The sequence below is a fragment of the Arthrobacter sp. KUASC02 genome (assembly GCF_059739395.1).
The window spans coordinates 1,782,468-1,795,375 of the sequence record NZ_AP046053.1 but is presented as its reverse complement, the minus strand read 5'-3'; the positions used below and the strand labels follow the sequence as shown (position 1 = coordinate 1,795,375).

The following is a 12,908-nucleotide window of genomic DNA, read 5'->3' as shown; positions in this document are numbered from 1 at the left end:
GGCGGTCGGGCTATCTCCGGCTCATTGCCGGCGTCGCCGCTGGACGGTTCAGGAACCTGCTTTGTAGCCGACACCACGGACCGTCAAAACTACTTCGGGGGCTTCGGGGTCGCGCTCGATCTTTGACCTCAGCCGCTGGACGTGGACGTTCACAAGGCGGGTGTCTGCCGCGTGCCGGTATCCCCAGACCTGCTCCAGCAGCAGTTCGCGGGTGAAGACCTGCCACGGTTTACGGGCAAGCGCAACAAGCAGATCGAACTCGAGGGGCGTCAGCGAAATGCGTTCGTCGTTCCGGCTCACCAGGTGGCCGGCCACATCAATGGTGATGTCGGCGATGCGAAGCGTTTCGGGGGCCTTCTGGTCACCGGGGCGGAGCCGGGCGCGGACACGGGCCACCAATTCCGCCGGCTTGAACGGTTTGGGAACGTAATCGTCCGCCCCCGATTCCAGGCCGCGGACCACGTCCGAGGTATCCGACTTGGCGGTCAGCATGACGATGGGCGAATCCGACTCGGCGCGGATCTGCCGGCACACTTCGATCCCGTCCATGCCCGGAAGCATCAGGTCAAGCAGCACGAGATCAGGCTTCGAGGAGCGGAAGACTTCCAGCGCCTGCCCGCCGTCCGCGCAAAAGACGGGCTCAAATCCGTCATTGCGCAGGACAATACCGATCATCTCGGCCAGCGCTTCGTCATCGTCCACTACCAGAATGCGTGCCTTCATAGTTATATATTCGCCTATTGAACGGGCTTTGTCCCGTTGAGGGCCGACACGGCATGGCGCGGGGACCCGCCGTACGGGGCGCGCTTCCGACGGCGGGTCCCCGCCACAGCGGGAAGAATCAGCCGGAAGCTATGAGGCATGCAGGCAAAACTATAGGCTGGGAGCGGGCCGGACGGTGCAGTTCACCGCCGGTCCGGAGCGCCGGGCGGAAGTTGTGGCCGGGCGGCTCGCGGACAGCGTCTTTTGGGGAGGAACAGGTTGTCAGAGCAGGATCCGAACGCGTGGCCCGGGGAGGGCAAGCCGCAGCCGGTGCAGCCACTCCCCTGGGACGCACCCGCGCAGTGGAACGCACCGCCGCCCGCCTATGGCGGCCAGCCCCAGTGGGGCTCCCCCCATCCCGGAACGCAGCCGGCTCCTCAGCAGCCGTACGGTCAGCCAGGATACGTTCAGCAGCCGTACGGTCAGCCGGGATACGTTCAACCCGGATATGTCGCCCCGCCAAAGCCCGGCGTCGTGCCCCTGCGGCCCCTGTTGTTCGGCGAAATCCTGGACGGGTCGTTTCAGACCATCAGGCGGAACGCCGGGGCGATGCTGGGGGCGGCACTTCTTGCCCAAACCCTGGCAACCGTTGTCAGCGCAGTCGTTACAGCGGAGACCGAATCGCGCGGACAGTCGATCGCAACGTGGGTGTCCGGCATGGCTCCCCCCGAAATGATCGGACTGGGCTTTGGCCTCCTCATCGGCGCCGCCATCCTAGGACTCCTGTCCTTCTTCATCTCCATCGTGCTGCAGGGTGTGATGGCCGTTCCCGTGGCCCGGTCTGTCCTGAACTGGCGCACGGGATTCAAGGAGATGTGGAAGCTGTCGCGATCCAAAATCGGATCGCTGCTGGCTTATGGCGGGCTGCAGCTCCTGGCGGGCATCACCCTGGGCGTCGTGCTGGTCGGCGCAGTGGTGCTCCTGGTTGACGGCATGCGCGGATCGTCGGCATTGATCCTCGTCCCGCTGTTCCTCGGTTCCATGCTGATCGTGGTGTGGCTCTCCATCCGGCTCCTCCTGGCGCCGACGGCGATCGTCGTCGAGCAGCTGGACGTCCTTGACGGCCTGCGGAGGTCCTGGCAGCTCACCCGTCACAGCTGGTGGCGCATCTTCGGCATCCTGTTGGTCATTTCCCTCCTGATCGGCATCATCAGCCAGATTGTGCTGATCCCCCTCGGGCTCGCCTCCGGCGGGCTCTCCTCCGTCATCGCCCCGCACGGCGACGACGCCGGCCAGCGCGCCCTCGACGCGGGTCTCGGGATCGCTGCGATCATCGTCACCGCAGTGATCGGGGCTGTCGGCTACGCTTTCCAGACTTCGGTGATGGGGCTCCTCTATTTTGATCTCCGGATGCGCAAGGAGGGCCTTGACCTCGCCCTCCAGCGGCAGCTCGAATCGGGCAACGAGGCCGACGGCGTTCCCGGACGCGGTGTGGCCCCGGAAGTGAACTTCGCGGGACGACCTCCCACCGGCAACTGGCCCCAGCCGCCTTACGGACACTCGCCTTACAACTCGCCGTACGCGCAGCCACCGTATAACCCGCCGCCGGGCTACGGGCCGCAGCCCCCGTACAACCCGCCGCCGGGCTACAACCCGCCCGGCTACAACCCGCCGCCGAGCTACGGGCCGCACCAAACCAATCCGCCGCCGGGCGCCGGATGAGCCGGCCAGGCCCATACGAGTCGGCATCCGAAATGGCGTCTCCGGCCTGGGTGGTTCTGCAGTCGACGTTGGACCGCGCGCAGGTTGTGCCTCCCGCTCCACCAGTGGAACCCGGCAGCGAGGAGGCCCGCAGGTGGGCCGCCGAAGAGCTCTCCAAACCCGTCTACCAGGACGCGCAGCCCGACTGGCTCACCGACCTCTGGCGGCAGTTCACTGACTGGCTGCGATCCCTCGGCAGCGGCGACCCTGCCATGGACAGCGGAGTTGCGGTACCGGCCATCGGAGTGACAATCCTGGTCCTCATCGCCGTCGCTGTCCTTCTCGCGCGCCCCCGGTTGAACGCCCGGCGCCGGCGCCCCGCCGGGGACGACGTGGACGCCGATCCTTCCGTCAGCCCGGCCGAATACCGGCGGCGCGCTGCGGCAGCCGCGGCGCGCTCCGAGTGGCGTACCGCCGTCGTCGAACAGTTCCGCGCCATGGTCCGGTCCGCGGAGGACCGCACGGTCATCGATCCCCTGCCCGGCCGGACGGCGGACGAGGTGGCCGGCCAGCTGGCCGGGGCCTTCGGCAGCCATGCCGCCGAACTCCGTCACGCTGCCGGCATCTTCGACGCTGCCCGGTACGGCAGTGCCGACGCCACGGCCAGCGACCATGCCGTGCTGGTTGCGCTGGATCAGCGCCTGGACGCAGCAAAGCCCGACTTCGGACAGCCTGCCGCAGACCGGCTGGTGCTGCCACGATGACGCCCGTCCTCGAATCAGCGAACCGGCCGGTAAACGACGGAGGAGCGGCCGACGGAGACGCCGCCAACGGCGCTCGCCCGGTCCGCCCCCTCGCCGCATGGATCCGCCGTCACCGGACGTGGACGGTGCTCATCCTGGTCTTTTCCCTTGGCGTGGGGCTGACGATCATGGCCCAGCTCTCGCCCCGCGGCGACAGCTTTCCCCTGTCCACACGCAACGCAGCTCCCGACGGGGCACGGGCAGCGGCCGAGATTCTGCGGAGCCGGGGGGTTGACGTTCGCCAGACCGATAACTTCGGAGCGACAATGTCCGCACTGGATGACGCCGCCGAATCCGGCGCCTTTGAAGCAGGCGACGGCACCGGCACCACCTTGTTCCTCTACGATCGCAACGGCTACCTGGACCCCGTGCAGCTGCAGGAGTTGCGGCAGGCGACGGACCGGCTGGTGGTGGTCACTCCCCGGCTCAGCACGCTCAGCGCTCTTGACCGCGATATCAGTCCTGCCGGAGTGGTGCCGTCCGGAGTGCCAATCCTGGATCCCGGCTGTGGGCTCGACGATCCCGCAGCAGCCGGGGCCGTCACGGCGGAGTCCGCGTACCTGTACAAGGCCGACCTCGCCTGCTATGAGCCTACCGAGGGTCTGGGCGGACTGTATGCCGCCAGTGACGATGGCAGTCTGGTGGTGCTGGGCAGCACCCAAGTACTCAGCAACCGCCGGCTCGATGAACACGGCAATGCGGCGTTGACGCTGAGGACGTTGGGGGCCTCGGACACCCTGGTCTGGTACCTTCCCGGGCTCGCTGACGTGGTCGCTGAGGACACACCCAAGACCCTTGACCAGCTCGCCGCGCCGTGGGTCTCCTTCCTCGGCCCCTGGCTAGCCCTGGTAGCCGTGCTGGCCATGGCCTGGCGGGGCCGGCGGCTGGGACCGCTGGTCTTCGAGCCGCTGCCGGTGGTGGTCAAGGCCGTGGAGACTGCCGAGGGCCGCGCCCGGCTCTACCACGACGCCCACGCCGTGGACAGGGCTGCTGACAACCTCAGGGCCGGTACGCTGGTCCGCCTCTCCCGGCTCCTCCGGTTGGGACCGGAGGCTGAGTCATCGGCAATTGTCGACGCCGCCGCACGGCACCTTGGGCGAACCCGCGAGGAGACCGCCCGCGTCCTCGAAGGCCGCCCCCACACGGAAAGCGAGCTGGTCCACTGGGCCCAGCAGCTGGAATCACTAGAGAAAGAGGTAACCGCCCAATGAGTGAGCAGACCAACGGATTCACCCAGGGCGGCCCCGGCGGTCCGGCCCTGGCAACGGCGGAGGCAGCACCCGGCAGCGATCCCGTCCGCCAGGCCCTCCTCAACGTGCGGCACGAGGTGGCCAAGGCGGTCGTCGGCCAGGACGCCACCGTCACCGGAATGCTGATCGCATTGCTGTGCCGCGGGCATGTCCTGCTGGAGGGCGTTCCGGGTGTGGCCAAGACCCTGCTCGTCCGGACGCTTTCCGCCGCCCTGAGCCTGGACACCAAGCGCGTGCAGTTCACGCCCGACCTCATGCCGGGCGACATCACCGGCTCACTGGTTTTTGACTCCCGGACATCGGAGTTCAGTTTCCGCGAAGGCCCCGTGTTCACCAATATCCTGCTCGCCGATGAGATCAACAGGACACCGCCGAAAACGCAGGCGTCCCTGCTGGAGGCCATGGAGGAACGCCAGGTTTCGGCAGACGGCGTCTCCCGGCAGCTTCCCGTACCGTTCATCGTGGCAGCCACGCAGAACCCGGTGGAGTATGAAGGCACCTATCCCCTCCCGGAAGCCCAGCTGGACCGCTTCCTGCTGAAACTTGCCATGCCGTTGCCGGGGCGTGCCGATGAAATCGAGGTCATCCGCCGGCACGCGGCCGGCTTCGACTCCAGGAACCTGGCCGCCGCCGGGGTGCGCGCGGTCGCGGGTGCGGCAGAGCTGGAGGAGGCGCGCGAAGCAGTGGCTGCCGTGGTGGTGGCGCCCGAAGTCACCGCCTACATCGTGGACATCGCGAGGGCCACCCGTGCCGCCCCTTCCTTCCAGCTCGGGGTGTCGCCGCGCGGCGCCACCGCCCTGCTCAGTGCCGCCCGTGCGTGGGCCTGGCTGTCCGGGCGGCAGTTCGTGACCCCCGATGATGTGAAGGCCCTGGCCCTCCCCTGCCTGCGGCACCGTGTTGCCCTGCAGCCGGAAGCACAGATGGACGGCGTGCATGTTGACGGGGTGCTCGCGAGCATCCTGGCAACTGTGCCCGTGCCCCGCTGACGCCATGGCCATTTCCGGACGGTTCGTACTTCTGGCCCTGGCAGGGCTGGTGCCCGTGCTGCTGCTTCCCGGCTGGGGTACGGTCCTGGTGGTCTGCCTGGTCCTGGGCGCACTGCTGCTGCTGGACCTTGCCCTGGCGGCGCCGCTGCGGAAGATCACCCTGGACCGCACGCTTCCCGGGAACGTCACGCTGACAGGCAGCTGCGAATCCGTCCTGACCATCGGGAACACCGGTCCGCGCCGGCTCCGCGCCCTGGTGCGGGACGCCTGGCAGCCGTCCGCCGGTGCAAAGGATCCGCGCCAGTTCATCGACGTTCCGGCCGGCGAACGGCGCCGGATGAAGGTGCGGCTGGAACCTGCCCGGCGGGGCGACCTCAAGGCACCGCATGTGACCCTCCGGGCTTTCGGCCCGCTGTGGCTGGCCGCACGCCAGCGGACCCTCCCGTGTCCCGGCGCCGTGCGGGTGCTCCCGCCGTTCCACTCACGGCGCCACCTGCCGTCCAAGCTCCGAAAACTGCGCGAGCTCGACGGCAAGGCGGCGGTCCAGATCCGGGGTGCCGGCACCGAATTCGATTCCCTGCGCGACTATGTCCGCGGTGACGACGTGCGCTCGATAGACTGGCGCGCTACGGCGAGGCGGTCCGCCGTCGTCGTCCGTACCTGGCGTCCCGAACGGGACCGGCGCGTGGTCATCATGCTGGACACCTCCCGGACGGCGGCGGCGAGGATCGACGATGAACCCCGGCTCGATACCGGAATCGAGGCTGCCCTGCTGCTGGCCGTCCTTGCCGAACGCGGCGGCGACCGTGTGGATTTCTTCGCATTCGACCGCCGGACGCGCGGCCGGGCAGGCTCCGCGTCGAAAGGAAACCTGCTGGGACAGCTCGTGCAGGCCATGGCCCCGTTGGAACCGGAACTCATTGAGCTGGACTGGAGCCAGGTCCCTGGCCAGATCCGGCAGATATCGGCGCACCGTTCGCTGGTGGTGCTGCTGACGCCGCTGGACAGCGGCGCACCGGAAGAGGGACTGCTGCCGATGGCCGCCCAGCTGGCGCAGCAGCATGTTGTGGTGGTTGCCTCCGTCCGGGACCCCATGCTCGGTACGATGCAGAAGGAACGTACGACGGCGGCACAGGTGTTCCGCGCGGCGGCCGCCGAACGGGCACTGCTGGAACGCGAAGCAGTCGCCATCCAGCTGCGCCAGATGGGGGTGGAAGTGGTGGACGCCGAACCCCACCAGCTGCCGCCCGCACTGGCGGACGCCTATATCCGGCTCAAGGCCGCGGGCAGACTATGAACGACGTGTCGAAACCAGGAGGCCAACGTGACAACGCCTATCTATGAACGCGCTCTGGGCAGTGACTTCGCCCGGCTGCAGCCCGAGCTCCAGGAGTACTTTTCGCTTGCTCCCGGCTCAGGCCGCTACGGCGTCGGAGAAGGGGTCTTCGACGTTGTGGGGTGCCGGCAGCAGTGGCTCCGTCCGCTGCTGCGGCTGACCGCCGGGGAAGAAGCATTCTTTCCGGAATACGGGGAACGTATTCCCTTCCGGATCGAAAACCACGCACACCTCGATCCGTTCGGCCGGTCAAGCCTCACCGCCAGGCGCGAGATCCAGTTTCCCGGCCGCACCCGGTTGTTCCATGACACCACCAGCTTTGACGACTCCCGGAGCAAGCCGGGGCTGGTGGACTACGTTGGCCGCTACCGGCGCCTGGTCACCGACCTCAACCTGAGCGTGACCGCCGAAGGCAGGCTCCGCGGCGTCTCCGAATCGTCCCGGCTGTTCCTGGGTGCCCTGCGCATTCCGCTGCCGGCGGCCCTGGATGCCAAGGCGTATGCGGAGCAGTGGTGGGAACCGGCGGAGGGCGAAAACGGCAAGCACCGGATCCAGGTGAAGGTGATCCAGCCGCAGCTGGGACTCGTCCTGGTGTATGCGGGCAGCTTCGACTACCGCCTTCGCTCCTACCCCGGCCAAACCGCAGGGCAGGGCCACCTCCCGGGCTACGCCCGGCCGGACCGGTGGGAGAGCCGCGTCTAGCCGAGTGCCAGCTGGTTGAGCCCGTCCGCCACCTGGGTGAGCCGGGTCAGCACCGCAGTGGCGGACGACGGCGTGTGCCCGGCCAGCCCCTCCGACGGCGTCACCCGGATGGAGCCGAGTGACGAGGCGGGCAGCCCCAGCTGGCGCCAGGGCCGCCAGACGTTCTCCACTGCTTCCTGTACCCGGGGCAGTGCGGCTGACGGGTTGCCCGCGGCCACGACCCCGGCCCACAGGCTCTTGCCAGCTTCGACCGCGCCGGCTAGCTGTTCCCACTGGCGGGAGGTGAGCGCCTTGAGCGGGACGGCTATCCCGTCCGCGCCCGATGAGAGAATACGGTCGAAGGGCGCCTCTATTTCGTCAACCGCGATCACCGTTTCGACGGCACCGGCTGCCCTGGCCGCATCGATGACGAGGCGCCACGCCTCGGTCACTTCCTGCCCCGGGACGGCCCGCAGGGTCCGGTAGCCGCTGGATGTGGGAATGGTTCCTGCGAGGACCGCCGCAATATCAGGTTCATCGATCTGGACCACCAGCCGCGCCCCGGGCACAGCCGTACCGACGCGGGCCAGCAGATCACCGATGCCGGCGGCCAGTGATGCGGCGATATCGCGTCGGGCGCCGTAGTCGAGCAGGGCACGTTCACCGCTGTGGAGGTGGAGGCCCGCGGCCAGGCTCAACGGTCCGCGCAGGTGGACCTTGAAGTCGCGGGCCGGGCTGTCTTCCGTCCCGGCAACGTCGGCCAGGACGTTGATGTCCGTTGACAGCGCCGACTTCGCCCGCATGAGGTCTTTCCCCGGACGATCCACAATCCGCCATCCGTGGGGCTGAACGTCGACGGCCAGGTCCACCAGCAGTGACGCGGTCCGGCCGAGTGCATCGGAGCCGACGCCGCGGTCCGGAAGCTCGACGAGGAACGGCAGGTGCGGGTTCCCGAGTTCGCCGCGGACAATCCGCGTCGCCTCCAACGGATCGTCACCGGGCCACGGGCCCAGGGCGGTGGCAGTTACTTGCGATTCCGGCATGGCCTAGGCGTCGACGGCGGTGGACGGCGCCGGCCGGCTGGCGGCGGACCCGTTGTTCTCGGCGGCCTGGTGGTCTTCGGCGATGGCTTCGTGGTGCCGGATGACCTCACCGATGATGAAGTTCAGGAATTTCTCCGCAAATGCCGGATCGAGGTGGGCTTCCTCCGCGAGGCGGCGCAGCCGCGCAATCTGGGCGGTCTCCCGGCCCGGGTCCCCGGCAGGCAGCCTGTGCGTTGCCTTGAGGAACCCGACCTTCTGCGTGGCCTTGAACCGTTCGGCAAGGAGGAAGACGAGCGTCGCGTCGATGTTGTCGATACTGGACCGGATGGACAGCAGTTCCGCCATGACCGATTGGTCCACTTGTCCGGCCAATGAGCTGGCTGAGGGGTCGTAGGATTCGGCGCCTGGAAGATCTTGGTTCTGCTCGGTCATGCTCCCAGTCTATGGGCACCCCGCCAATTCCCTGTGGCTGTTAAGCGTCCCCGCAACGTTCCAGCGGAAGGTTGCCCGGGGACGAAAATGCCCGCCGTCCGGAACGGACGGCGGGCATTTCCACTGCGAAGCGGAACTAACCGGCCAGCAGCGCGCGGTTGGCTTCCCGGCGCTTGGCCTGTTCGTCCGGATCAGGGACGGGCAGCGAGGCGATCAGCCGGCGCGTGTAGTCGTGCTGGGGTGCGCCCATCACCTGGGTGCCCAGCCCCTGCTCCACGAGCTTGCCCTTGTAGAGCACACCGACCCAGTGGGACAGGATGTCGACTACCGCGAGGTCGTGGCTGATGAACAGCGCGGCGAACCCGAACTCCGCCTGGATGTCCTTGAACAGTTCCAGCACCACAGCCTGGACGGAAACATCCAGCGCCGAAGTGGGTTCGTCGGCAATCAGCAGCTTCGGGTTCAGGATCAGTGCCCTGGCCAGTGATGCCCGCTGCCGCTGTCCGCCGGACAGTTCGTGCGGGAACCGGTCAGCGTACGACGCCGGCAGCTGCACCGATTCGAGCAGCTCACCCACGCGTTTCCTCGCCTGCGCCGGCGAGGGATTGCTGTGGATGATGAGCGGCTCGGCAACGCAGTCACCGATGGTCAGTTGCGGGTTGAAGGATGCCGCCGGGTCCTGGAACACGAAACCGATTTCCTTGCGGAGGGGCTTGAACGTCCGCTCTTTGAGGTTCAGCATCTCGTAGCCCAGCACCTTCAGGCTGCCGCCCGTGGTGCGGTTGAGGCCCGCGATCGCGCGTCCGATAGTGGTCTTGCCCGATCCCGATTCACCGACCAGGCCGAAGACCTCACCCTCGGACAGCGTAAAGCTCACGCCGTCCACGGCTTTGAAGCCGGGGCTGCCCAGCCGGCCGGGGTATTCGATGGTCAGGCCCTTGGCTTCGACCAGGACTTTGCCGCCCTGGTGGGCCCGCGCCGTCAGTCCCTCCGACGCGGAGTTCCTGCCCAGGTGCGGCACCGCCGCCAAAAGCTTCCGCGTGTACTCCTGCTTCGGCTCAGCGAACAGCACCTTGGCGGTTGCCTCCTCCACCACGTCGCCCTGGTACATCACCACCACCCGGTCGGCGAGATCGGCCACTACCCCCATGTTGTGGGTGATGAGCACGATCGAGGTGCCGTACTTGTCCCGCAGGTCCCTAAGCAGCTGGAGGATTTCAGCCTGGACGGTGACGTCCAGGGCTGTTGTGGGTTCATCGGCGACGATCAGCCCCGGATTGAGTGCCAGCGCGGCCGCAATGACGACACGCTGTTTCTGGCCTCCGGAAAACTGGTGGGGATAGTAGTCCACGCGGTTTTCGGGGTCCGGGATGCCCACTTTCCGGAGGGCTTCGATGGCCCGGGATTTGGCTTCCTTGGCGGACACCTTGCCGCCCTTGCCGTGCGCATGGGCACGGATGCCTTCAGCGATCTGCCACCCCACGGTGAAGACGGGGTTCAGCGCAGTGGACGGTTCCTGGAAGACCATGGCAACGTCCCGGCCGCGGATCTGCCGCAGCTTGGCCGCGCTGACGCTGATGACGTTGTTCCCGTTGATCAGCACCGCACCGGAGCTGATGGCGGTCTCCGGGAGGAGGCCGAGGATGGTTTTGGCGGTGACGGTCTTGCCGGAGCCGGACTCGCCGACGATCGCCACCACTTCGCCCGGCCTGACCTCGAGGCTGACGTCCTTGACTGCATAGACGTCCCCGGCATCGGTGGCGAAAGTGACCTTGAGGTGGTCAATATCCAGGACCGGGCCGGTGCCGCGCTTGTCGATGTTGGTAGTCATGAACTGCTCACTTCTGCTTGGATTCCTGCCTTCGCGGCTGCGTTCGAATCGGGCCCGCCCTTGCCGGAAGCGGCCTTCTTGCGTCCGCGCAGACGCGGATCGTTAAGATCGTTGATGCTCTCACCCATAAGGGTGAGGCCCACGACGGTCAGCACGATGGCGAGGCCCGGGAAGACGCCGGTCCACCAGATGCCGGACGTGGTGTCGGCCAGCGCCTGCTTGAGGTCGAAGCCCCACTCGGCCGCCGAGCTCGGTTCGATGCCGAAGCCCAGGAATCCGAGTCCGGCCATGGTCAGGATGGCTTCGGAGGCGTTGAGCGTGAAAATCAGCGGCAGGGTGCGGGTGGCGTTCTTGTAGATGTGCCGGCTCATGATGCGGATGTCGGACGCCCCGACTACTTTGGCCGCTTCCACGAAGGGTTCGGCCTTGAGGCGGATGGTTTCTGCCCTGATCACCCGGAAGTACTGCGGGATGAAGACCACGGTGATGGAGATTGCCGCGGCCATGATGCCGCCCAGCAGGCTGGATTGCCCGCCACTGATGACGATGGCCATGACAATGGCCACCAGCAGGGAGGGGAAAGCGTAGATGGCATCCGCGACGACGACGAGGATCCGGTCGAGCCAGCCGCCGATGTAACCGCTGACGAGTCCGAGGATGACGCCGATGAAGATCGACATCAGGACGGCGACGACGATCACCATGATGGCCGTTTGCGTACCCCAGATGACCCTGGACAGTACGTCGTAGCCGCCCACCGTGGTCCCCAGCAGGTGCTTTCCACCGGGTGCCTGCTGTGCGGGGAAACTGCCGTCCGCGTCCGAGAGCTGGGCGTACCCGTAGGGAGCCAGGAGTGGCGCGAAAATGGCTGTCAGCACAAAGGCGGTGGTCAGGATGAGTCCTGCCACCAGCATTCCGCGCTGCAGGCCCACGCTCTTGTTGAAGTGCGAGATGACCGGCAGCCGGCGGAACAGCGGAGCCCGGGGATCCGCAGCAGGTTCAACAGTTGTAGGAGTGCTCATATCAGTACCTCACGCGGGGGTCGATCAGCGCAGCAACAATGTCCACGATGAAGTTGGTCACGGCCACGATGACAGCGAGAAGGACCACAATGCCCTGGACCGCCACGAAGTCGCGGGCCGTGAGATAGGTGGCCAGCTGGAAGCCAAGGCCTTTCCATTCAAAGGTGGTTTCCGTCAGTACGGCACCGCCGAGCATCACGGCAATTTGCAGGCCCATCACCGTGATGATGGGGATCAGTGCGGGCTTGTAGGCGTGCTTGGTGACCAGCCGGAATTCGCTGACGCCGCGGGAGCGCCCGGCCTCCACGTAGTCCCGGCCCAGGGTTCCGATGACGTTGGTGCGGACCAGCCGCAGGAAGATGCCTGCAGTCAGCAGGCCCAGGGCGACGGCCGGCAGGACCGCGTGCGCCATGACGTCGCCCAGGGCTGCCATGTTGCCGCTGCGGATGGCATCCAGCCAGTAGATGCCGGTGGGCGACTGCAGCGAGGTGAGCTCCAGTTCGCTGGAGGTCTTGGCGCGGCCGGCCACGGGGAGCCATCCGAGCCATACGGCGAACGTGAGTTTCAGGAGCATGCCGGCGAAGAACACGGGTGTGCCGTAGCAGACGATGGCGAAAACGCGCAGGACGGCGTCGGGTGCGTGGTCCCTCCGGTAGGCGGCGACCATGCCCAGCGGAATGCCGACCAGCAGGGCCACGAGCAGCGCGTTGATGGTCAGTTCCAGAGTGGCTGAGCCGTAGGTGGCCAGCATTTCCGTGACCTGGCGGTTGTCCGAGAGGGTGGTGCCGAAGTTGCCTGTGGCCAGTTGTCCCAGGTACTCGAAGTACTGCACGAGGATCGGACGGTCATAGCCTGCCGCGGTGATCCGCTCCGCCAGCTGCTCTGGCGGCAGCCTGCCGCCCATGGCCGCCGTGATGGGATCGCCGGTGATGCGCATCAGGAAGAACACCAGCGTCACGAGGATGAAAATTGTAGGAAAGATCAGCAGGAACCTGATCAGGATGTATTGGCCCAGTCCCCCGCCGGACGACTTCTTCTTTGACGGCAGCAGGCCGTCGGCGTCGGTTGGCGGCGCCTCAATCAGTGTTGTCATTGGTACCTAAATGTGTGCTTCCGGCGGC

At 67.1% G+C, this 12,908-nt stretch carries 12 protein-coding genes; 6 read left to right on the top strand and 6 right to left on the bottom strand.

Annotation, left to right across the window (positions count from 1 at the left end; genetic code table 11):
- Window positions 1-48 precede the first annotated feature (48 nt).
- A complete protein-coding gene (mtrA, locus tag AC6JAC_RS08220; protein WP_011692552.1) occupies window positions 49-723 on the bottom strand; it encodes an MtrAB system response regulator MtrA in 675 nt (224 codons plus the stop codon).
- 513 nt (window positions 724-1,236) lie between these two features.
- Between mtrA and AC6JAC_RS08215 the strand changes: the two genes are divergently transcribed.
- From AC6JAC_RS08215 to AC6JAC_RS08190, 6 genes are all read left to right on the top strand, one after another.
- Entirely contained in the window at window positions 1,237-2,424 is a 1,188-nt protein-coding gene (locus AC6JAC_RS08215; protein WP_051628775.1) for a DUF7847 domain-containing protein, read from the top strand.
- A gap of 104 nt (window positions 2,425-2,528) precedes the next feature.
- Entirely contained in the window at window positions 2,529-3,167 is a 639-nt protein-coding gene (locus tag AC6JAC_RS08210; RefSeq protein ID WP_231511111.1) for a DUF4129 domain-containing protein, read from the top strand.
- Entirely contained in the window at window positions 3,164-4,417 is a 1,254-nt protein-coding gene (locus AC6JAC_RS08205; protein WP_081818840.1) for a DUF4350 domain-containing protein, read from the top strand. Before AC6JAC_RS08210 ends, AC6JAC_RS08205 begins: the two co-directional genes overlap by 4 nt.
- A complete protein-coding gene (locus AC6JAC_RS08200; protein WP_028270193.1) occupies window positions 4,414-5,442 on the top strand; it encodes an AAA family ATPase in 1,029 nt (342 codons plus the stop codon). Before AC6JAC_RS08205 ends, AC6JAC_RS08200 begins: the two co-directional genes overlap by 4 nt.
- Window positions 5,443-5,446: 4 nt before the next feature.
- Window positions 5,447-6,739 (top strand): DUF58 domain-containing protein, encoded by a 1,293-nt coding sequence (locus AC6JAC_RS08195; protein ID WP_028270194.1) that lies wholly within the window; start codon window positions 5,447-5,449, stop codon window positions 6,737-6,739.
- Between the two features lie 27 nt (window positions 6,740-6,766).
- Window positions 6,767-7,480 carry a DUF4166 domain-containing protein gene (locus tag AC6JAC_RS08190; protein ID WP_028270195.1) on the top strand — a complete coding sequence of 238 codons (714 nt, stop codon included), beginning with the start codon at window positions 6,767-6,769 and terminating at the stop codon, window positions 7,478-7,480.
- Here AC6JAC_RS08190 and AC6JAC_RS08185 read toward each other — a convergent pair.
- From AC6JAC_RS08185 to AC6JAC_RS08165, 5 genes are all read right to left on the bottom strand, one after another.
- Window positions 7,477-8,502, bottom strand: coding sequence for a uroporphyrinogen decarboxylase/cobalamine-independent methonine synthase family protein (locus tag AC6JAC_RS08185; RefSeq protein WP_028270196.1), 1,026 nt, complete (start codon window positions 8,500-8,502; stop codon window positions 7,477-7,479). The two genes, AC6JAC_RS08190 and AC6JAC_RS08185, sit on opposite strands and share 4 nt — an antisense overlap.
- A 3-nt stretch (window positions 8,503-8,505) precedes the next feature.
- Window positions 8,506-8,934, bottom strand: coding sequence for a chorismate mutase (locus tag AC6JAC_RS08180; protein WP_028270197.1), 429 nt, complete (start codon window positions 8,932-8,934; stop codon window positions 8,506-8,508).
- Window positions 8,935-9,070: 136 nt separating this feature from the next.
- On the bottom strand, window positions 9,071-10,765 hold the full coding sequence (locus AC6JAC_RS08175; protein WP_028270198.1) for an ABC transporter ATP-binding protein: 1,695 nt from the start codon (window positions 10,763-10,765) through the stop codon (window positions 9,071-9,073).
- Window positions 10,762-11,787: an ABC transporter permease gene (locus AC6JAC_RS08170; RefSeq protein WP_028270199.1), complete on the bottom strand. Its 1,026-nt coding sequence runs from the start codon at window positions 11,785-11,787 to the stop codon at window positions 10,762-10,764. Before AC6JAC_RS08170 ends, AC6JAC_RS08175 begins: the two co-directional genes overlap by 4 nt.
- A 1-nt stretch (window position 11,788) precedes the next feature.
- The gene (locus tag AC6JAC_RS08165; RefSeq protein WP_347895415.1) at window positions 11,789-12,880 is read right to left on the bottom strand and encodes an ABC transporter permease; all 1,092 of its coding nucleotides are present in this window, start codon (window positions 12,878-12,880) and stop codon (window positions 11,789-11,791) included.
- Window positions 12,881-12,908 lie beyond the last annotated feature (28 nt).